The 22,117-nt window shown below is 50.1% G+C and carries 19 protein-coding genes; 6 read left to right on the top strand and 13 right to left on the bottom strand.

Going from position 1 to position 22,117, the window contains the following annotated elements; all coding sequences use genetic code 11:
* Positions 1–178: 178 nt before the first annotated feature.
* From fdnG to fdhE, 4 genes are read left to right on the top strand one after another with little or no spacing between them, the layout of a single operon-like run.
* The gene (gene fdnG / locus AC07NP_RS13565) at positions 179–3,229 is read left to right on the top strand and encodes a formate dehydrogenase-N subunit alpha (protein WP_276293311.1); all 3,051 of its coding nucleotides are present in this window, start codon (positions 179–181) and stop codon (positions 3,227–3,229) included.
* A 12-nt stretch (positions 3,230–3,241) separates the two neighbouring features.
* Positions 3,242–4,144, top strand: a complete 903-nt coding sequence (fdxH, locus tag AC07NP_RS13570) for a formate dehydrogenase subunit beta (protein WP_494660785.1) — start codon at positions 3,242–3,244, stop codon at positions 4,142–4,144.
* Positions 4,141–4,776: a formate dehydrogenase cytochrome b556 subunit gene (gene fdoI, locus AC07NP_RS13575; protein ID WP_192613906.1), complete on the top strand. Its 636-nt coding sequence runs from the start codon at positions 4,141–4,143 to the stop codon at positions 4,774–4,776. The genes fdxH and fdoI overlap by 4 nt, the downstream gene beginning before the upstream one ends.
* Positions 4,773–5,702, top strand: a complete 930-nt coding sequence (gene fdhE, locus AC07NP_RS13580; protein ID WP_494660786.1) for a formate dehydrogenase accessory protein FdhE — start codon at positions 4,773–4,775, stop codon at positions 5,700–5,702. Before fdoI ends, fdhE begins: the two co-directional genes overlap by 4 nt.
* A gap of 37 nt (positions 5,703–5,739) precedes the next feature.
* Here the strand turns inward: fdhE and AC07NP_RS13585 are convergent, their stop codons facing one another.
* Together AC07NP_RS13585 and AC07NP_RS13590 are read right to left on the bottom strand one after the other, a co-directional pair.
* Positions 5,740–6,114 carry a type II toxin-antitoxin system VapC family toxin gene (locus tag AC07NP_RS13585; protein ID WP_494660787.1) on the bottom strand — a complete coding sequence of 125 codons (375 nt, stop codon included), beginning with the start codon at positions 6,112–6,114 and terminating at the stop codon, positions 5,740–5,742.
* Complete coding sequence (locus tag AC07NP_RS13590; protein WP_494660788.1) at positions 6,114–6,356, bottom strand: ribbon-helix-helix domain-containing protein; 243 nt, start codon at positions 6,354–6,356, stop codon at positions 6,114–6,116. The genes AC07NP_RS13585 and AC07NP_RS13590 overlap by 1 nt, the downstream gene beginning before the upstream one ends.
* A gap of 200 nt (positions 6,357–6,556) precedes the next feature.
* Between AC07NP_RS13590 and AC07NP_RS13595 the strand changes: the two genes are divergently transcribed.
* Entirely contained in the window at positions 6,557–7,465 is a 909-nt protein-coding gene (locus AC07NP_RS13595) for an alpha/beta hydrolase (protein ID WP_494660789.1), read from the top strand.
* Positions 7,466–7,551: 86 nt separating this feature from the next.
* On the top strand, positions 7,552–7,641 hold the full coding sequence (locus tag AC07NP_RS13600; protein ID WP_494660809.1) for a type II toxin-antitoxin system ParD family antitoxin: 90 nt from the start codon (positions 7,552–7,554) through the stop codon (positions 7,639–7,641).
* A gap of 8 nt (positions 7,642–7,649) precedes the next feature.
* On the opposite strand, the gene fabY is transcribed toward AC07NP_RS13600, so the two are convergent.
* From fabY to AC07NP_RS13655, 11 genes are all read right to left on the bottom strand, one after another.
* A complete protein-coding gene (gene fabY, locus AC07NP_RS13605) occupies positions 7,650–8,591 on the bottom strand; it encodes a fatty acid biosynthesis protein FabY (RefSeq protein WP_203359406.1) in 942 nt (313 codons plus the stop codon).
* A gap of 44 nt (positions 8,592–8,635) precedes the next feature.
* Positions 8,636–9,073 carry a D-aminoacyl-tRNA deacylase gene (gene dtd, locus AC07NP_RS13610; protein ID WP_494660790.1) on the bottom strand — a complete coding sequence of 146 codons (438 nt, stop codon included), beginning with the start codon at positions 9,071–9,073 and terminating at the stop codon, positions 8,636–8,638.
* A 213-nt stretch (positions 9,074–9,286) separates the two neighbouring features.
* The gene (locus AC07NP_RS13615; RefSeq protein WP_494660791.1) at positions 9,287–10,129 is read right to left on the bottom strand and encodes an AraC family transcriptional regulator; all 843 of its coding nucleotides are present in this window, start codon (positions 10,127–10,129) and stop codon (positions 9,287–9,289) included.
* A 127-nt stretch (positions 10,130–10,256) separates the two neighbouring features.
* Positions 10,257–12,038, bottom strand: a complete 1,782-nt coding sequence (locus AC07NP_RS13620; protein ID WP_494660792.1) for a DUF2264 domain-containing protein — start codon at positions 12,036–12,038, stop codon at positions 10,257–10,259.
* 38 nt (positions 12,039–12,076) lie between these two features.
* The gene (locus tag AC07NP_RS13625; protein ID WP_494660793.1) at positions 12,077–13,267 is read right to left on the bottom strand and encodes a glycoside hydrolase family 88 protein; all 1,191 of its coding nucleotides are present in this window, start codon (positions 13,265–13,267) and stop codon (positions 12,077–12,079) included.
* Positions 13,268–13,283: 16 nt separating this feature from the next.
* Positions 13,284–14,531 carry an oligosaccharide MFS transporter gene (locus tag AC07NP_RS13630; RefSeq protein ID WP_494660794.1) on the bottom strand — a complete coding sequence of 416 codons (1,248 nt, stop codon included), beginning with the start codon at positions 14,529–14,531 and terminating at the stop codon, positions 13,284–13,286.
* A gap of 401 nt (positions 14,532–14,932) precedes the next feature.
* Complete coding sequence (locus AC07NP_RS13635; protein ID WP_494660795.1) at positions 14,933–15,799, bottom strand: virulence factor BrkB family protein; 867 nt, start codon at positions 15,797–15,799, stop codon at positions 14,933–14,935.
* Positions 15,793–16,392, bottom strand: coding sequence for a glucose-1-phosphatase (gene yihX / locus AC07NP_RS13640; RefSeq protein ID WP_494660796.1), 600 nt, complete (start codon positions 16,390–16,392; stop codon positions 15,793–15,795). Before yihX ends, AC07NP_RS13635 begins: the two co-directional genes overlap by 7 nt.
* A gap of 140 nt (positions 16,393–16,532) precedes the next feature.
* Complete coding sequence (locus AC07NP_RS13645) at positions 16,533–19,307, bottom strand: autotransporter outer membrane beta-barrel domain-containing protein (protein ID WP_494660797.1); 2,775 nt, start codon at positions 19,305–19,307, stop codon at positions 16,533–16,535.
* A 522-nt stretch (positions 19,308–19,829) separates the two neighbouring features.
* Positions 19,830–20,705: an aldose epimerase family protein gene (locus tag AC07NP_RS13650; RefSeq protein ID WP_494660798.1), complete on the bottom strand. Its 876-nt coding sequence runs from the start codon at positions 20,703–20,705 to the stop codon at positions 19,830–19,832.
* A 4-nt stretch (positions 20,706–20,709) separates the two neighbouring features.
* Positions 20,710–22,062, bottom strand: coding sequence for an MFS transporter (locus AC07NP_RS13655; protein ID WP_494660799.1), 1,353 nt, complete (start codon positions 22,060–22,062; stop codon positions 20,710–20,712).
* Positions 22,063–22,117 lie beyond the last annotated feature (55 nt).

A 22,117-nucleotide genomic window follows, 5' to 3' on the forward strand; every position in this document is an offset into this window, starting at 1 on the left:
TATAAGAACACGCATACCAACATTGTGGTATTCTTTACAAACCCCTCCTGGATGGAGGGAAATTACCCCAATTCTGGACCTTTACGGGCATATCCGTAAAGAAAAATAACAACCACTCCCCGCGCATCTGGATACAAATGTAAAAGGGAAGTGACAATGTCGAAACAAGGAGCAAACCATGCAGGTCAGCAGAAGGCAGTTCTTTAAGATCTGCGCTGGCGGTATGGCAGGCACCACGGCAGCGGCACTGGGCTTCGCGCCCGGCGTAGCGCTCGCGGAAACACGGCAATATAAACTGCTGCGCACCCGCGAAACCCGTAACACCTGCACTTACTGTTCCGTCGGCTGTGGGCTGTTAATGTACAGTCTCGGCGATGGAGCTAAAAACGCCAAAGCATCTATCTTCCACATCGAAGGTGATCCGGACCATCCGGTAAACCGCGGTGCGCTCTGCCCGAAAGGGGCTGGTCTGGTGGACTTCATTCACTCAGAAAGCCGCCTGAAGTTCCCGGAATACCGTGCACCAGGCTCTGATAAGTGGCAACAAATCAGTTGGGATGAGGCATTTGACCGCATCGCCAAACTGATGAAAGAAGACCGCGACGCCAACTACGTTGCACAAAACGCCGAAGGCGTTACCGTTAACCGCTGGCTCTCCACTGGGATGCTGTGTGCATCCGCTTCCAGTAATGAAACCGGCTATTTAACACAAAAATTCTCCCGCGCGCTGGGTATGCTCGCGGTCGACAACCAGGCACGCGTCTGACACGGACCAACGGTAGCAAGTCTTGCTCCAACATTTGGTCGCGGTGCGATGACCAACCACTGGGTCGACATCAAGAACGCCAACCTGATCGTGGTGATGGGCGGCAACGCCGCTGAAGCTCACCCTGTAGGGTTCCGCTGGGCGATGGAAGCCAAAATTCACAACGGCGCGAAGCTGATTGTGATCGATCCTCGTTTCACGCGTACAGCGTCGGTGGCCGATTTCTATGCGCCAATCCGTTCCGGTACTGACATTGCCTTCTTGTCAGGCGTCATGCTGTACCTGCTGAACAACGAAAAATTCAACCGCGAATATACCGAAGCCTATACCAACGCCAGCCTGATCGTGCGTGAAGATTATGGCTTCGACGATGGCCTGTTTACCGGCTATGACGCGGACAAACGCAAGTACGATAAAACCAGCTGGAACTACGAGCTGGACGAAAACGGCTTCGCTAAACGCGATACCACCCTGCAACACCCGCGCTGCGTATGGAACCTGCTGAAACAGCACGTCTCCCGCTACACGCCGGACGTGGTGGAAAACATCTGTGGTACGCCGAAAGCCGACTTCCTGAAAGTCTGCGAGTACATCGCAGAAACCAGCGCGAAAGACAAAACCGCTTCGTTCCTGTATGCCCTCGGCTGGACACAGCACTCCGTTGGCGCGCAGAACATCCGCACCATGGCGATGATCCAGTTGCTGCTCGGCAACATGGGGATGGCAGGCGGCGGCGTTAACGCCCTGCGTGGTCACTCAAACATTCAGGGTCTGACCGACCTTGGCCTGTTGTCACAGAGCCTGCCGGGTTACATGACGCTGCCAAGCGAGAAGCAAACTGACCTGCAAACCTACCTTGCCGCCAGCACACCAAAACCGCTGCTGGAAGGCCAGGTGAACTACTGGGGCAACTACCCGAAATTCTTCGTCTCAATGATGAAGGCCTTCTTTGGTGATAAAGCGACAGCTGAAAACAGCTGGGGCTTTGACTGGTTGCCGAAGTGGGACAAGGGCTACGACGTTCTGCAGTATTTCGAGATGATGAGCCAGGGCAAGGTTAACGGCTATATCTGCCAGGGCTTTAACCCGGTCGCTTCATTCCCGAACAAAAACAAAGTGGTGGCATCACTCTCCAAACTGAAGTTCCTGGTGACCATCGACCCGCTCAACACTGAGACGTCCACCTTCTGGCAAAACCACGGTGAGTCGAATGACGTTGACCCGTCAAAAATCCAGACTGAAGTGTTCCGTCTGCCGTCCACCTGCTTTGCCGAAGAGAACGGTTCTATCGTGAACTCCGGTCGTTGGCTGCAGTGGCACTGGAAAGGTGCCGATGCCCCAGGGATTGCCGCAACCGATGGTGAAATCCTCGCCGGTATCTTCCTGCGCCTGCGCAAGATGTACGCCGAACAGGGTGGTGCGAACCCTGAGCAAGTGCTGAGCATGAGCTGGAACTACTCCACGCCACATGAGCCGGCTTCGGAAGAAGTGGCGATGGAGAGTAACGGTAAGGCGCTGGCCGATATCATCGACCCGGCAACGGGTGCCGTGATCGTCAAGAAAGGCCAACAGCTCAGTTCGTTCGCGCAACTGCGTGACGACGGCACCACCTCCAGCGGTTGTTGGATCTTCGCCGGTAGCTGGACGCCGGAAGGCAACCAGATGGCGCGTCGCGATAACGCCGACCCGTCAGGCCTTGGCAATACGCTGGGCTGGGCGTGGGCGTGGCCGCTCAACCGCCGCATTCTGTATAACCGTGCTTCCGCTGATCCGCAGGGCAACCCGTGGGATCCGAAGCGTCAGATCCTAAAATGGGATGGCGCAAAATGGAGCGGGATGGATATTCCGGACTACAGCGCCGCCGCACCGGGCAGCAATGTCGGACCGTTTATCATGCAGCCGGAAGGGATGGGGCGCCTGTTTGCTATCGATAAGATGGCGGAAGGGCCGTTCCCGGAACACTACGAGCCGTTTGAAACGCCGCTGGGCACGAACCCGCTGCACCCGAACGTTATCTCCAACCCTGCCGCCCGTATCTTTAAAGGCGACGAAGAAGCGCTGGGTAAAGCCGATAAATTCCCGTACGTCGGGACCACGTATCGTCTGACCGAGCACTTCCACTACTGGACCAAGCATGCGCTGCTTAACGCTATTGCACAGCCGGAACAGTTCGTGGAGATCGGCGAGAAGCTAGCGAATAAACTCGGCATCGCCCACGGCGATACCGTGAAAGTCTCTTCCAACCGTGGCTATATCAAAGCCAAGGCGGTAGTGACCAAGCGTATTCGCACGCTGAAAGCGAACGGCAAGGATATCGATACCATCGGTATTCCTATTCACTGGGGCTACGAGGGCGTGGCGAAGAAAGGCTTTATCGCCAATACGTTGACGCCATTCGTCGGTGATGCGAACACGCAGACGCCGGAATTTAAGTCCTTCCTGGTGAACGTGGAAAAGGTGTAACGGAGACGACTTATGGCTTATCAATCGCAAGATATCATCCGTCGTTCCGCGACTAACGGTTTCACCCCCGCGCCTCAGGCGCGGGATCATCAGGAAGAGGTGGCGAAGCTTATTGACGTCACCACCTGTATCGGCTGCAAAGCCTGTCAGGTGGCCTGTTCTGAGTGGAACGATATTCGTGATGAAATCGGTAGCAACGTTGGGGTGTATGACAACCCGGCGGATTTAACCGCCAAATCCTGGACGGTGATGCGCTTCTCGGAAGTAGAGCAGGACGACAAACTGGAATGGCTGATCCGCAAAGACGGCTGTATGCACTGTGCCGATCCGGGCTGCCTGAAGGCGTGTCCGGCGGAAGGCGCGATCATTCAGTACGCCAACGGCATCGTCGACTTCCAGTCTGAACAGTGCATCGGCTGCGGCTACTGCATTGCCGGTTGCCCGTTCGACGTGCCGCGACTGAATCCGGAAGACAACCGCGTCTACAAATGTACGCTGTGTGTTGACCGTGTGAACGTCGGGCAAGAACCGGCCTGCGTGAAAACATGTCCGACGGGTGCGATTCACTTTGGCACCAAAGAGGATATGAAAACGCTGGCAGGCGAACGCGTGGCAGAACTGAAAACGCGTGGCTACGACAATGCGGGTCTGTACGATCCGGCAGGCGTTGGCGGTACGCACGTAATGTACGTACTGCACCATGCCGACAAGCCGAATCTGTACCACGGTCTGCCAGAGAACCCAGAAATCAGCGCGACCGTGAAATTCTGGAAAGGCATCTGGAAACCTCTCGCAGCGGTCGGCTTTGCCGCGACCTTTGCAGCCAGTATCTTCCACTACGTTGGCGTAGGTCCGAACCGTACGGAAGAGGAAGATGACAATCTGCACGACGAGAATGACGAGGTGCGCAAATGAAACGACGTGACACCATCGTGCGCTACTCCGCGCCGGAACGTATCAACCACTGGGTCACCGCCTTCTGCTTCATCCTGGCGGCGGTGAGCGGGCTGGGGTTCTTCTTCCCCTCCTTCAACTGGCTGATGCAGATCATGGGCACTCCACAACTGGCGCGAATTCTGCACCCGTTTGTTGGCGTAATCATGTTTGCCTCGTTCATCATCATGTTTTTCCGTTACTGGCACCACAATCTAATCAATCGGGATGATATCTTTTGGGCGAAGAATATTCGTAAGATCGTCGTCAACGAGGAAGTAGGTGACACCGGACGATATAACTTCGGTCAGAAATGCGTTTTCTGGGCGGCCATTATCTTCCTGGTGCTATTGCTGGTGAGCGGTGTGATCATCTGGCGCCCGTACTTTGCGCCTGCTTTCTCAATCCCGGTGATCCGATTCGCGTTAATGCTGCATTCATTTGCCGCAGTGGCGTTAATTGTGGTTATCATGGTGCATATTTACGCCGCCCTTTGGGTTAAAGGCACCATTACCGCGATGGTGGAAGGATGGGTTACCAAATCGTGGGCGAAGAAACATCACCCGCGCTGGTACCGTGAAGTCCGCCAGAAACAGGAAAAGTCATCTGAATGAGTATTCGCATAATCCCGCAAGATGAGCTGGGTTCGAGCGAAAAACGCACGGCGGATATGATTCCGCCGTTGTTATTCCCCAGACTCAAAAATGTATATAACCGCCGCGCTGAACGTCTGCGCGAGCTGGCTGAGAATAACCCACTGGGCGATTACCTGCGCTTTGCCGCGCTGATCGCGCATGCCCAGGAAGTGGTGCTGTACGATCATCCGCTAGAGATAGATCTCACCGCACGCATCAAAGAGGCAAATGAGCAGGGTAAGCCGCCGCTGGATATTCACGTTTTACCGCGTGATAAACACTGGCAGAAACTTCTGCTTTCACTGATTGCCGAGCTGAAACCCGAAATGAGCGGTCCGGCACTGGCGGTGATTGAGAATCTGGAGAAAGCGTCCTCTCAGGAGCTGGAAATGATGGCCAGCGCGCTGTTTGCCTCTGACTTCTCGTTGGTGAGCAGCGATAAAGCGCCGTTTATCTGGGCCGCGTTGTCGCTCTACTGGGCACAGATGGCGAGCCTGATTCCAGGCAAAGCCCGTGCGGAATATGGCGAGCAACGCCAATTCTGCCCGGTGTGCGGCTCAATGCCAGTCTCCAGCATGGTGCAAATTGGTACGACCCAAGGGCTGCGTTACCTGCACTGCAACCTGTGCGAAACCGAGTGGCACGTGGTACGCGTGAAATGCAGCAACTGCGAACAGAGCCGCGATTTGCACTACTGGTCTCTCGATAACGAGCAGTCAGCGGTTAAAGCGGAAAGCTGCGGTGACTGCGGCACTTACCTGAAGATTCTCTATCAGGAAAAAGACCCGAAAGTAGAAGCCGTTGCCGACGATCTCGCCTCACTGATACTGGACGCGCGTATGGAGCAAGAGGGCTTTGCCCGCAGTTCCATCAACCCGTTCCTGTTCCCAGGAGAGGGGGAGTAAGTTCTCTTGTATTACCGGGCGGCGTAAGTCGCCCGAGTTACAGTTCATAGGGCGTCACGACGCCAGGTATTCCCGCAAAATCCTTCGTATTGCGCGTGACCAGTTCAAGGCGGTGAACCTGTGCCGTCGCCAGAATAATCGCATCCGGAAGCTTCATCGCATACTCCTGACGCAAAGCAACGCTTCGCTCAGCAATCTCCTGCGAAACACCAATGATGTTAAATGCGCTCATCGCAACCCGTGTGCGATGTTCCTGATTGTATTTCCTGGCGCCAACCAGCACTTCCATCCAGGTGATGAGGCTTATCGCGTTCTGTGGCGGCCATGCGTCCAGCGCTTGCTTTGCTTCCCCTCGCCCGCTGAACAAATCGATTAAAATATTGGTATCAAAAAGAGCCGATCCTTTAGCCATTACCACTCCTCGCGAAGTTTGCGCTGGTATTCAACGCCATCTTCTTCGCAGCCTTGCCACAGGCCGAGTGCGTTAGAAATCGTCGTATTTGACTGCCTTTCCAGATACTGCTCGACCGCTTCTCGCAACAGTTCCGCGCGAGGAAGATTGCGCTGCACCTTGAGGTCATCCAGCCGTTTAATCACTTCATCTGATAAATCGAGTAAAATTCTGCCCATATCCAGTCCAATCATTATGCTCATATATATTTCCAATATATCATCGCAGATTAAGGTATGAGCAATTTACACCCGGGATATTTTTAAAAATAGAGTGTTTGTGGGGGTATTTTCACTTTTGCGAGCACCTTTCCAGAATTCGTTTTTCCCTGCCGCCCCTATTCCCATCCGCCAAAAGTGAGCGTATAAAACTGTACATCTATACAGCAAAAAGGAATTTCACCATGGCACTGGAAAAGGGTATTGCTGAGCAAGTTGCCGCGTTTATCGCAGCGGGTCGCCCCTCTTCACGTCAACAGAGTATTGATGATCGAAGAGCGGGGTACATCGCCAGTGCAGTCCTGGCGGGAGAGACTGAGTCACGCGTCCATATCCAGACTATCGAACGGGAAGGGATGTCGTTTCGCGTCTATTCACCGCTTCGTGGTTCCACGATTCTGCCCACAATTATCTACTACCACGGAGGCTGTTTTGTGAGCGGTGGCTTTGCCACTCATGACAAGCAGCTGCGCCAGTTGGCATTCTATGGCGAATGTCGGGTGATCGCCGTCCAGTATCGACTGGCACCAGAATACACTTTTCCCGCAGCCCATGATGACGCTCTAAAAGGGGCAGACCTGATCTGGCAGCATGCCGAACTGTTTGGCGTGGATAAGCATCGCATCACGCTTGCAGGCGATAGCGCGGGCGGGCATCTGGCATTGGTGACGGCCTTACGGCTCAAGGCGGCAGGTGAGTGGCAACCTGCACAGCTTATCCTGATTTATCCCATGCTCGACGCAACGGCTTATTTTGAAAGTTATACCCGTAATGGACTGGACTACATCATCACCCGCGATACGCTGCTTAGCGGTTATGAAATGTACCTGCCGGGCATCGATCGCCACCATCTGGAAGCCAGCCCGCTGTGGCGAGATGATTTCAATGGCCTGCCGCCTGTTCATATCATTACTGCAGAATTCGACCCGCTATGCGACGAAGGGGAAGCGCTTTATCAGAGAATGACAGAGCAAGGCGTAGCGTGTACCTGTCAGCGCTATCTCGGAGTCATTCATGGCTTCTTTCAGTTGGGTGGGATCAGCGAGGCGGCACGCGAAGTCATACGAAATGTGGCATTGAAGGCGGGAAGGTAATATTCCCTGTGTCGTTTTGCATTGCCATCTGGTGCTAATAGATAACACACCATGATGAGTTGATGCCCGGTATAAACAGTATCACCATGAGCGATCACCCCGACCGTTTCATTATCAGAACAGTCGACACTGGCCGCTCTGGTTCAACCCGTGAAGTGGTCCGATCCGCCCTCTGAGCTAACCTCTACTCTTCCTCGTTACCACCCTCTTCGTACGCGCCAAACGGCTTCGCGGGTAGCACAATGTAAGTGCCTTCAAACACCACACCCGGCGCGTCATCACCGAATAGTTCCACCTGCATCTGCACACGGGCTTTACGTCCGCGAGCGAGCCTGTCCAGGTCCCCACTTAACGAACCTAAATCAGCGACTGCACTCGGTTTGCCGCTGATGGGCTTGCTGTAGCGAATATGGGCATCAGCAAGAATAATCGTGCCGCCAAGATGGCGTTCGCGCAGCATTAACCAGATAAGCCCCCACCCCGTCAGCGTTGCCAGAGAAAAAAGACTTCCGGCAAATAAGGTTTTATGCGGGTTCTGGTTGCCCATTTCAGGCATGGTGGTGATAAATTTTTGCCCGGTGTATTGCTGAATACGCACCCCCATTTTCTCACTCAGAGGGATGTGCTCATACCAGGCACTCTGTAGCTGCCCGCACCAGTCGCCGCGATGCAGAATGTCATCCAGTGTGGCGACAGGTTTAATCATTAAAAAGTGTCGAACCGGTGTGGTTTGCGGCGTGGTAATTTCGCCCTGATTAACAAAACCCAGTTTGGCGAAAAATTCGACGGCATCTTCACGGGCGCTACAGGTAACACGCTTTACCCCTTCCTGGCGCGCCACGGATTCCAGGGTCATCGCCATCAATGTTCCCAGCCCTTTCTCCTGCACCGCAGGATCAACAGCCATAAAGCGGATAGAGGCTTCGTTATCGGCATTGATATACAGCCTGCCAACAGCGACCAGATTCCCCTCTTCGTCCACGACCATCTGATGATGGGCCATGGCATCCCAGGCATCTCGTTCGGAGCCTTTTGGCTGATGCAGGGGTTTACGCAGCATTTCCCAGCGAAACTGATAGTAACGCTCTAATTCTTCTTCTGTTTGCGGTACTCGAAGGTGATACATAGCTGTACTCTCTCTTGTTACCCGCGGCCACACCGGAAGCTGGTTCATACCTGTAACCAGAACGTCACGGGGCCATCATTAACCAGCGAAACCTGCATATCGGCAGCGAAACGTCCGGTTTGCGTGTTCATTTCCTGTTGGCGGCAACGCTCAACAAAGTATTCATATAGCGCTTCTGCGCGATCCGGCGCGGCACCCTTTGAGAAACTCGGACGCATCCCGCGCTCGGTATCAGCTGCCAGCGTAAACTGTGAAACCACCAGCACGCTGCCTCCTGCCTGCTGCACGTTCAGGTTCATTTTGCCTTCGGCATCGCTAAAAATTCGGTAGCCCAGTACGCGTTCGCACAAGCGGTTCGCTTTCTGTTCGTCATCATCCTTTTCGACACCCAATAACACTAAAAGTCCTGGGCCAATTTCACCCGTCACCTCTCCCTCCACGGTGACGTTGGCACGGGTTACGCGCTGAATTAATGCAATCATAGCTGATCTGCTTCTTGTTTTTGTTTGCGGTAATTCTGAGAGTGACAGTTATTACTACGGCAGGCAAGACGAATACGCCACTCCAGGGCCCATTCAGATCAACAAATTAAGGCGTGTCTCCGGCACACCTTAAATCAGCTGACAGGAAAAATACCCTGCCAGGCACGGCGATCACCGCGCATGAAAGCGCTCCTGATGAGCGTGGGCGGGTACTTATGGGCGCTGTATTTTCTTATACTGCAAGGGAGTATATTTCATCAGTTTTTTAAAGCGCGTAATAAAATAAGTCACATCGTTAAAGCCTACGGATTTCGCAATATCCGATACCGATAAGTGGGTGGTTTGCAGGAGATCACACCCCTCTTTTATTCGTCGACAAAGAATATATTCCTGAAGTGTTCCGCCGGTTTGCTCTCTAAAAATTTTAGAGATATAGCCGGGTGAAAACCCTAACTCGGCAGATAACAATTCAAGCGATAACCGTTCAGAGTAATGACGCTCGACCCAATCCATAATATGCGTAGAGAGCGTGATATCTTTTTTCCTGAAGCTTTCATCGGTATCCGGCAGGCTATTCATCAGCTGCATAGTCAGCAGCATGACTTCGCTAATATGATAATCCGGCCCCTGATTAACCGCTTCAAACTGTTTTAACGTCGTCGCAATAAAATCCATTTTGTCTGATAAGTCATAAGCCTGCGCCGGCGATGAATCCGATGACAGATAGCGAAAATTTTTGTAGTGCCTGGGAAAGGACTCCAGTGCCTTCAGAACCTGGGTTTGATCAATATGCACAATAGTGCGTATGTAGGGATGCTTTTCACTTCCGTTGATTTGCACCTTGTGCAGGCGGAAGGGAGGGAAAATAAACATACGGCCAGGCCTTGCCGTATACTGCTGGTTATCAACCACCACCAGACCATAACCACTTAGAATATAGATAATTTCCAGACATGGGTGCCAGTGGTAGTAATGTGCGACGGCGGTATCTCTCTGGCGGAAAACCATAGAACTGCTGTCTAACTTGATGTTTTCAAATAAAGACGTCGATTTCATCTACCTGCACCTGGAATAATGTCTACTTAATTTGATCACATACTCTTTATCCATATTGCATAGCTTTCTGGAAAAACGCAAAAGCGGCAGCCAGTCAGTACGGCTGGCTGCCGCTTTTGCTGGCGCATCAGGTAATCGCTATTTCTACATGATTAATCACTAACTGCTGTGCAGAAACGTTGAAGTGAATCTCCGGCAAACGCTCCTGAACGCCGGTCAGCGATGAGTAATACCAACCCGCCAGCCAGTGCGTACCTGCCGACAAATCCATCGCCAGGCACGGCACGATAGAAGGTTCGGGGTACATAATATTACTGTTAGGCGGCGTCACAACTTTTGTCGAACGACGATTGCTCACCAGGTCCTGAACACCACTACCGCCATTTTCTGAACGTAAAAAGAGGGCAGACGTACTATCGACTGTATCCAGCAAATGATGATAATTAACCGCAAAACCACCCTCAACGCAGTCTATTTCTCTTGTTGTTTCAACGCGATGAATACGCACATGCCCCTGTTCACAGGGTACCAGCCAGGTCGTCACGTTAACATCAGACCAGGGGAGCCATTCACTACGAATAAAATTATCTGTTATCGTGACCGACTGACATTTCTGCCTTCCGCGGTAATAGTTATCATGCTCGCTGAAAAGCAACATCGAATCACATGACGCATGATTCAAACCATATGCCCCGCGTTCAATGGTAAACCCAAAATGGCTGGAATAAGCGAATTTGCAATATTTAGGGTCTGTGTTAACAAAATTAAGCGGGTGAAATTGATCTGACATTAACATCCAGGCATGACGATTATCTTCTGAATGGACAATAGCCTGAGTCGCCTGGACAATAAAATGCACTTTCTCCAGTTCAGGAAATGGCTCCGGCTCGCTTTGCCAGAATTCACTCTCGTCACTGATAGCCAGTATTAATAATGACTTCAACGCCCAATATGGAGAACCAGGGCTATTATAGTCGTCAGCCATGGCCAGATTAGGATAAGCATACCCAATCGAAAATAAACCATCGTTGTGGATAAACGGTTGCTGTAGCCACCAATCAATATGGCGAAGAATAATCCCTTTAATAATCCCGGGGCTAAAAACATCCAGCCCTGTCCAGGCAACCGCACTCCAGAATGCGGTCTGCACAAAACGGTAGGTCAGACTACGTCCAAAAGGAATGGCTGGCCCGTCAGAAGAAAACCAGTAGATATGCTCATGCGCAAATTCCCGGGCGCGCTGGCGGTATCGTTCACAACGTATCGGGTCGACATCCTGCATAAAGTGGCTGTAAAGCAAACCATAATAATGGAAGGCGGAAGAGTTATAGTAGTCGCGAGGCCTGCCCATCCCATCGGAATACCAGCCATTTCCCAGCCAGAAAGGTTCAATAGCGTCCAGATGCGCCTTAATGACGTTCATATCATAATCGCGCCCAACACACTTGAGACCCACCTGCACCAACACAGGGAAAAAATGCCAGTTATTATTCGGAACAGGAAGGTCCCTGCTTTGCTGTAGCCATGCAACCAAATTGTCCTGCTCCTGAGCAGACAACGATGCCCAAAGCAGCGACCCCGGAAGTGCCATTGCCAAAGCGTAGGCGGCCATTTCCACACAGCGCTGATCCGGCCCGTTCACCTCGCCCCAGTATTCTTCATGCTGTGGATCACAACCATGACGTACCCCGTCGGTATATTCCGCCAGCAAATCAACCGAATGACCCGCGCTCCAGAGAGGCAATAAACCCCAGAGCATCCTGGAGAAACCCTCCATTTGCGCCACATCATCAGAATAATGCGCCGCGGTATTTCCCATCTTTATACGACTATGGTGAGGAGAGAAAAAAGGTTTTGCCGATTCAGCCCAGTTTCTCATGATGTCGCAATAATCATTTTTTGATTTCATCAGAACACCTTAACTTACTAAACAGGTAAATCTTTCGACTACCAGTAGGGATTCCATGTCTGGTTTATCTTCGTCAGCGCTTCCACAAAGAAATAGTCACCAAAAATATTGCAGGCATCCACGCCCTTATTTTTATTCACATTACAGGCGCCATGTTTTAACAGCCCATCACAGGACTCCGCAATACACGATGAATAATTATCGATAAGTGAATTCACAATATTCAGCGCTGCGTCCTCATAATATGTTTTGTACCGATCGGTTGCCGGAAGCGCGCTGGCAAGATCGAGTAAACCGCATGCTGCAATCGCCGCAGCAGAACTATCACGGTAAACGTCCGCTCCGTTCAGGTCGAGATCCCAATAACAGACGAGATCGTCAGGTAAACGGTTTAGAAAGTAGTGCGCCAGGCTGCGTGTGATATCAACGTATTCACGTTGGCCTGTATATCGGTAACTCAGCATAAAACCATAGATCCCCCAGGCCTGCCCACGAGACCAACACGAGACATCGCTGTAACCCTGGTGGGTTTTCCCGTAGCGCGGCTGCCCGGTGTTGATATCAAGATAAAAAGTGTGATGTGTGGAAGCATCGGGGCGAACAATATAGTTGGCGACCTGCTGAATATGCTGCGCTGCCGCTAACGCAAATTTATCATCACCGGTTTGCTGCGAAGCCCAGTACAATAATGGCAGGTTCATATTACAGTCGATAATCATCCGACCTTGCTGTTCAGGGTCATTTAAATCACCCCACGCCTGAATCACTTTTGACACGGGATTAAACCGCTCAAACAGGGATTCTGCAGCCTGAATCGCCGTTTCCCTGGCCTGTACATTTCCGGTTAATTTCCAGGCTGAAACACAGGATAATGTATAAAGAAAACCCAGGTCATGGTGATCCACATCGATACGATTATTGAGACGCTCCGCAAAAGAGGAGATCAGCTGTTCTGCCTGTTGGCGAAACGACTCATGACGGGTTAACTCCCAAAGTAACCAGAGTTGACCCACCCAAAATCCCGTGGTCCAGCCGATATTTTCCGTGCGTGGCCAAACGCCCTCAATGCAAATCTCACCCGGTAGCTGCCCATCCAGCTTAGCGATATTCAGCAGCGTTTTTTGCGTCGCCGTATCAATGGCAGCCTGAACCTTCTGCTTAAGCAAAAACCGATTTGGCGTTGGCAAACAAACCTGTTTCAGATGTTCTGTTGAAATTTTTGACAGCATATTCCCCACTCCGTGACTAAGCTTTCGCGTCTACATAGGTATTATTTTCTTTCTTAACACCGGAACGGCATTTAGAAAGGGTAAATGAAGAAACAATAGTGAACATTAATGCCCACATCCCCATATAAAGGTAGGTTTGCTCAAAACCATACTTATCATATAAATGTCCTACCGGAGCAGAAACAAGGGTTGAACCGATATAAATCATCGTCTGGTATCCCAGCAGATACATAGTGGCATTGACTTTTTTATCAAAATGCTCAGCAATATATTTAAATGCTGACACGAGCAACAATGCCATTTCCAGACCATAGAATGTCTTAAGTACTGAAATAGCAATATGATTATGCACCACGCCACAAAGCATCAAACGTACGCCGATTATCGCTCCACACAGCAGTAAAGCGTTTTTTGCACCAATGCGGTTAACAATAACTGGCGCGAACAGCATGGTGACAAATTCAAACCCGTTTTTAACGGTCATCATATAACCATACCATTCATTACCCTTTTCTTTTGTTTCAAAGAACGTCACAAAGAAACGCGGGAATTGTTGCTCAGCAACAAACATCATCCACACCACGCCAGCAATATAAAGCGCAAACATCCAGAATTTTTTAGTTCTTAAAAGAGTAAAAATATCTTTTGATTGAATTCTTTCTTTTGATACCACACTGTTTTCAGCCAGTAATGTATCGTCAATTTTAACACTCAGCAGAACCAGCAGCATCAGGATCGCCCCTACACTACTGATAACCAAGTTAATATTTGGCGAAATATTAAAGAGTATCCCGGAGATTGACGCCCCCGCGGTGCTACCGATAGATCCCATCATCCTGATGCGCCCAAACTCGGTGCCATACAGGCGACTCAGCCGATCCATATAGGATTCATTGGCGGCAACCCCCGCATACCAACCAAGCGCAAGAAAGACTGAACCCGCAATTATTCCAGCCAGTGTATAATTTAGCAGCAAGGGTTTATAAACATATATAAAGAAAGGCGCCACCATCGTCGTAACTAACCCGATAAAATAAAGTAGCTTTTTACTCATCCCAATTTTATCAAGAGTGTAACCATAAAGCGGCTTAAATATAACTGCAAAGACACCATTTACAGCAAAGACAGTACCAATAGCAACACTATTCAGCCCTATGACTTCACTTAACCAAAGTGTATACAACGTAATAACTTCAGCCCACGTAAAGTAATAAATAAAAGAGTACACCCTCATTTTAGCAATGACATGCGAATTTCTATTCATATAAAACTCCTCATTGATGTATGAAAGCACCCAATGAAATAGTAATTCAAATTCAATTATGATTATCACAATCTACATTTAAAGAATGATAGTTTAATTTTTATTTAGCCATGCAGTCAGGACCTTCACTTATTCGGTGTAAACAGACTATACACAGAGCCTTCGCAAAGGTGATTTGACGCGCATCACAAAAAAAAACACACTGCTGTCAAAAACGAAAAACAGTTTTAAAAATGATTGAAAATTTAAATTATCGACACGAAAGTTTAATTTTCTTATTCAGCTACGGTTTGCTGGGAAGCACAGCCATTACAGACTACAGCGAAAAACATTTTTTGTGCATGAGAAAATAGGTGTGACACCTGCCGCCGCAGGAACGTCGCGCAGGTGCATTGAGAGGATTATTTTGCTTCTTCTTGTTCTGCGGCTAGTTTGAGTTTGCGGTATTCCCCGAGAGTGACAGTTATTTCTGCACCAAGCAAGACGATACACCACGTCCAGTAAACCCAGACAAACAAAATTGGGATCACCGCCAGGACGCCATAAATGAGCTGATAAGAGGGGAACATGGTGATATAGAGCGCAAATCCTTTCTTCCCCGCCTCAAACAGTATGGCGGCGACAAACGCCCCGACTATCGCATCCCGGTTTGGAACGCGGATGGTGGGGACAACGCTATACAGCAACCAGAATGAGATCCAGGAAAGCAAAAGCGGAAAAATGCGCAGCACATCATCAATAACGCTATTGAGTTCACTGGCCCAACGAAGGGAGAGCAGATATGAACTGATCGCAAGGCTGGCACCTGCCAGCAGCGGACCCAGCGTCAGGATCATCCAGTAAACGGCAAAAGAGTAGACTTTTGGGCGCGTGCGCTTACTGCGCCAGATGGCATTTAACGCACTATCAACAGCATACATCAGCAGCAACGCCGTCACGATCAGCCCGCAGGCCCCCACCACCGTCATCTTGTTGGAATTGGCGACAAACTGTTCGATATAACGCTGAATGACATCCCCGGTCGCGGGGAGAAAGTTGGAGAAGATAAAGTGACGCAGTTGAAGACTCACGTCAGAAAACATGGGAAATGCAGCGAAAAGGGCAAAAACAACAGCAATGAAGGGCACTAATGAGAGCAATGAGACGTAGGCCAGATTACCTGCCAGGGTCGTCATATTGTCCTCATCAATGCGCTGCCACAATAACTTAAGCCAGGCCCATATTGGACGCGTATGATGCCTGGCTTTTTGGTGAACGTTTTTTAGCATAACAACTTCGCGAAATAGTCCGGGATGGTTGTTTTGTCGGTCACCCTGATGCTGGTGATCCCCAACTGGTTAGCCCCTTCTATATTATCGCCGTTGTCATCAAAAAAGACGGCATCGTCCGCAGAAAAACCTTCTGCCTGCAGGACGTGCTGGTAAATACGCGCTTCCGGTTTACGCATCCCCAGTTCCTGGGAAAGATAAATATGGTCGGCGGCCTGGCGAACCTCCGGGTATTCGTCCGGCCAGAATGTGGTATGCAGTCTGTTAGTGTTAGAAAGGACGACAACCCGATGCCCTTGCTCACGCAGCTTTTGCATAATGCCAATCACGTCCGGGCGAATGCCGACAAAAATAGCCTGCCAGCCATGAGAAAATTGTTCGTAACTGAGCGGCAGCGCCATTTCATGACAAACCGCCTCGGCGAAAGCCTCATCGGTTATTTCACCCCGTTCATGCTGGCGAAAGGCCTCTCCCATCGTAAAACTGTGCTTCAACGAAGCCAGCGGGACACGGCTCAGATCGCTCCAGGTGCCTAACACGCGGTTGAAGTCGATATCGACAATCACATTACCTAAGTCAAAGATATAGAGCATGTTCTTCTCCTTGCTAGCCGTGGATGAATAACTGTAGCGGGAAAGGAGAGGTTTGACTATGTGTCACATCGTGAAACCGGTAACGGTCATATCTGAAAAAGGCGATGCTATGCATCGCCTTGTTTCCCCTGGTGTCGCGTTTAGAAACTGTACTTAACACCCAACATAGCCGCAGTATCGCTATAACTGTTGTCGCCAACCTGCTGAGCGACGTTGCCCCACACCTGCAGGCGCGGGTTAATTTGCCCTTCAACCCCGACTTTCAGTTCGCCGATATTTTTAGTGCCGCTGATTTCATCCTGAATGGCCCCCATCTGGACACTCTGGTTGTGGGTATTGTGGATCCAGTTAGCTTCTACAAACGGCTGGAACTCACGGTTTTTACCATCGTCGATTGCATTATGGCCTTTCAGGTATGCACGCACGCCGAGTCGGGTCATCAGGTTGCCGTCTGTTGTATCTTTCACCTGGGTGCCGTTGCTTTCGCGGTGCGAATCAGCCTGCACGTCCATCCAGATAACCTGCGCTTTTGGTTGGATCCAGTAGCTTGCACGCTCACTTTCCCCCAACAGGACGCTGTAACCGCCTTCAATAGAGGCCGTAATACCGTCTGACTTATATTTCTCGCTGGCCAGATGATCGCCGCTCACGGTGTTATCAAACCAGTTGTACAGAACCCAGCTGTCCAGGTAGGTTCCTGTTTTATCCGCTTCGTTTGCATACCAGGTCGCGTACAGGCCTGCACTGTAGCCATTCACATGACCGCGGGACGCATACCCGGTGTATGTGTTATGCGTTTTACTTTTCTGATTGGCGTAACCCGCCATTACACCCAGATGCCAGCGATCCAGGCCATCACTGCTCCATTGCGCCAGGTCACCACCTATCTGCATCACATAGCGGTTCGCTTTCGTTTTCAACTGGTTGCTACCGTCAGTAAAGCGAGTATGTCCCCCTTCGTTACGCAGCCACAGGCTGGTCACTTTTCGTTCACCCGTCAGCATGTCCGTATATTGCGTTTCCCCCAGTCGGTCATGCAATCGGGTGATAAACAGGGTATTGGCCGCATAGTTGTTCGCCAGATAGCTACCAAATTCCGGGCGATACTGATGTTCACCGGGCTCGGGGGCTGGCGGCGTTGGTGGTTCAACCGGGTCAACCGGGCCAGGAGGTGCTGGCGGGTCAACAGGGTCGACCGGGCCCGGAGGCGCAGGGGGATCAACAGGGTCAACCGGACCAGGAGGTGCTGGCGGATCAACAGGGTCAACCGGACCAGGAGGTGCTGGCGGATCAACGGGATCAACCGGCCCCGGAGGCGTTGGTGGATCGACCGGATCGGGATCTTCCGGCTCTGGGTCGGGTTCCGGGTCAGGATCGACTGGGCTCAATTGACTGGTGAGATACCAGTTGCTGGCATTCTTCACCACATCGTAGTCGTAGCCACCCGCCACGATACGCCCGGCTTTGGTAAAGGTACCGTTGGAGTTACCCTCAACCTGCACAATCTCAATGCCATTAAGGGTCAGATCGCCCATACCACCGATATTGTTAATACCAACATTGGTATTCCCGGCTGTATCACCTTTTACGATCAGTTTATCAGTTAAGGATTCATCGCCTTCAAGCACGGTGTTAAGTACCAGTAACGCATCGGTACCAATAAAGTTCCCCATCACGGTCAGCGTCTTAAAGGTGCTTGCATCGTCTCCAGACACACCATCGGCACTGTAGCGCAGTGTGGATTGATCCAACGTCAGATTAGAGAGAACGGAGGTCCCGGTCATCGTCCATTCACTATTGGCGCCCTTCATGCTCAGATCCAGCGTGCCATGATAGTTGGTATTACTGTTCTGTTGTGAAGAGTCGGTTTTACCCACAAAACGACTCCCCTCTTCCATACGCAGATCCATGATGCCGCCATAGTAGGCACGCAGGTTGCCTTTTATGTCATACACACCGGATGATGCGCTATCAGAAACGTAATCCCAGGAGCGAATCAGCGCCTGCGTACCATAAGCGTAAAGCGCGTAGGCGTTACTATCCGAAACCTCAATAAACGTATTGCCACCCAGGTTCACAATGGCAGGCTCATAGCTCGAATAAGCGTAAACACCATGCGCAGTCGCCCCCGTGGTTTTTACATCCACATGGTTCAAGTTAATCTCGCCCAGCCGTCCGGCATATATTGCATGCGCACTTCGACCTGATGTGGCGATTTTTGTGGTGCCATTTATCGTGACATCCGGGTCGCCTTTCCCGGTACCGGTATACTGAGCAGGATCTTTCCCTGCATATATTCCATATCCTGTGTTGGCCCCCCCTGGACCACGGGTCACAATATCGGCATTACCATGAATAATAATGGACGATCGCGCGTTATCTTTATTCGCCGAGGCATTCGCACGCAGCCCCATACCGTTTTCAGTATCAATCGTGACATTGCCACTGACTTCAACAATGGAATAATCAGCCTGTAATTCGCGACCGATATTTATACCATCTGAACTACTGCCGGTCGCTGTAATATAAATATTATCTGCAACCAGCTTGCCACCCGCATTTTTGGAGTGAATACCATCGGCGGCCTTGCCTATGGTATTAATGACCAGATTTTTAAATTTATATCCCGTATTATCAATATAGACACCCCACCCCGTTAACCCCGACGTTGTGCCTTCTGACGTTGTATCAATACGAACTTCATCAAATCCGCTGTAATCCCGGCCTGCTCCGCCAAGTGGATTCCCATAGTGGTAGATAGTCGTATTGTCACATAACAACTGCGCCGTGGTTGTGTAACTACACCCCGCAGCTGCTGCCTGTCCGCTGAGTCCACCGAGTGCCAGCGCACAGGCAATACAAAGTGAGAGCTTTGTTGGAGGAAATCGTTTTTGAATAAAACCAGGAGTTTTCATGAGAGTTCACCTTTTCCGTAAGGCTTTTTTAGCAAAGTGCATCAACGCTGCATTTAAATAAAAACTGAAGGCAAAACAAACCTGTAACTCTTTAAAGAGATAAAGAATATGTAACACAAGAAATGAGTGAGTCATTGCCTTTTTAAATTAAATATAATTAATTATTCAACATGTCAATAAATAGCCAGCGACGACAGGATGGCAAAATTAAAATTGCAGTTAATATATTTGCATTATTCTTATCAAATAATTGTATAAAATAAAAAGCTGAACTTTCAGGAAATAAAAAGCTTATAAAACAATGAAGATGAAAAGCACATGTGAACGTAGAGTAAGGCTTTAGGAATTTTGCATGAAACGCCAGGAAGATTATCTATTTATAAAAAATGTGAAGGGAACCGTCTTTGCAGACGGTTCTTTTATGAAACACCTCCAGGACATAGACATAAAATATGCACTGCCATGAGGTGTGCTGAAAATAAAAAGCTGACGTTCAGTCTCTTTTCATTTCAATGAGATACGTTAACCCAATTGATTAAACTGCCAACATGATTCAATGACCAGAGGAGCATCTGTTGTGACAAACTGTGGCGTGAGGTTAATCGCATTCGGCGCCTGGGTGAGCGGATTAACGCATGTCGCATCGGGCTGTTTATCAAAGACCACCAGGCTTTGTGCAGCCGATGTCATGTTCAAACTCAGTTTTCCTGGCCATTGCAATGTGACATCTAACCCGGAGGAAAAACCAAAACAGTCGTCCCACGGCCCTGGCTGAGGTGACGTTCTTCTGCCTGTTGGCAGTTCGTCACTTCCCGCTTCTTCCTGCCAGTCTGCATCAAAAACGACCTGTAATTGACCGTCGCTATTCTGTTGATTCAGTTGTTTGACAAACCATGGATGCCAGCCTGCAGATGCAGGGAAGGATTCCGCCTTTGAGTGGATCTCAAGACGTAAGACCAGCGAATTTTCTTTAAGCGTCAGTATTTGCAGAACCTCACCCGCCCAGGGCCATGGAGAACCAAGCGGCATTCGCAGCGTCAGCGCATCCGTTTTATGCTCGACGATTTCCCATGATGAGTAGCATGCCATACCGTGCAATGCATGAGGCGGTTTATTCGCGGGTAAGGCATAACGTTGATCGTTAACGTTCAATGTCGCATACCCGAGACGTCCAGCCCAGGGCACCATCGGAAAGCACCCATACTGGAATGCTTTTCGTTGTGGCTCCCACTGTCGCAAAACCTCAAAACCGAATGCCTGTAATGACGTTATCCTTGCCCCATCATGGGGATAAATCCGCAGGCAAATATGTTTATTTTCCAGGTGCACGGGATCGCCCATAGGGCCGGGCCAGGTGGCGTCAAAAGCGTGTTGTAGCGCTTGCTGGTGCTCATTCATGTCGTTACTCCCTGATATAGCGGTAAGGTTTTAATTGTTTTTTCACATCGGGGTTATCGTGTGAATGTGGTTCGATAAGCCAGACGCAAATAAATGAGAGGATTGAAATACCAAAAAGGAACAATGCCACATACCATGGCTCACCTCCGCCCAACGCGAGTAGGCTTGATGCGATAAGTGGGCTTAAACCGCCAAGAATTGCGGAAAATTGGTAGGCAAAAGAAAGGCCCGTATAGCGAACCCGGGTACCAAACATGCGGGTGAACAGTGTAGGTTGCACAGCGAACATCATCGTTGGGCCAAAGTTATAGCCCAGGATCATACTGCACCAAATAATGAGTGTACTTTTTGTATCCAGCAGTAAGAAAAATGGAAATGCAAACAGGATGCAAAAACCGGCACCGAACAAATATAATTTACGCTGACCAACCCGGTCAGAAAGCCATCCAAACAAAGGGCAACAAAAAATACCAATCGCTGAAGCGATAAGCATACCTGTTAATGGTACATCCCTTGATAACGCCAGTTGGCTGGAAATATAAACAATGCCAAAGGCATTAATAATATTCGATGAAACGCTCTCTGCTAACCGGGCTCCCACTGCGAGCAGAATATTACGCGGGTGCTTGCGGAAGAGTTCAATCAGCGGCAAGGGTGCTTTATCGTCGGTCTCAACCGATTTTTGTTTTTGAAAATCCAGGGTTTCTTCGGTATGCAATCGTATAAACATACCGACAATCAGCATCACGGCAGATAACCAAAATGGAATACGCCATCCCCAGGAAAGAAATTGCTCCTGGGTCAGAAAATGATTACAGAGCGCAAAAACCCCTGTAGCCAGCATAATGCCCACTGACGCTGCCGTTTGCGGCAACGAACCCAGAAATCCACGTTTTTTCTCCGGCGCAGACTCTATCGTCATCAACGCCGCACCGCCATATTCGCCGCCAAGGCCAAATCCTTGTATCAGGCGAAGCACCATCAGAATGAGCGGAGCCCAAATGCCAATCTCCTGATATGTTGGAATAAAACCAATTAAAAAGGTTGAAGTCCCAACAATACCCAGAGTCCAGATCAGCGTTATTTTTCGCCCGACTTTATCACCAAAATGGCCAAAAACAATGCCACCCAACGGGCGGGTTAAAAAGCCCACGCCAAAGGTAGCAAAGGCGGCAATCAGACCAATAAAGGGATCGCTGTCAGGGAAGAACAGAGGAGCAAAAACCAGTCCTGCCGCCGTTCCGAAAATAAAAAAATCATACCACTCCATCAACGCACCAGCGAAGCTTCCCATGACAACACGTCTCATGGCTTTGCCGGATAGCCCTTCACTCGATCCAGGTAATTTCTCAGACATAATTTTCCTCTCCATCTCGGCGAGAAAGCTGCGGAACAAAACCACTTTCTATGAG

It is taken from the genome of Citrobacter sp. GW821-FHT07H02 (assembly GCF_059418505.1).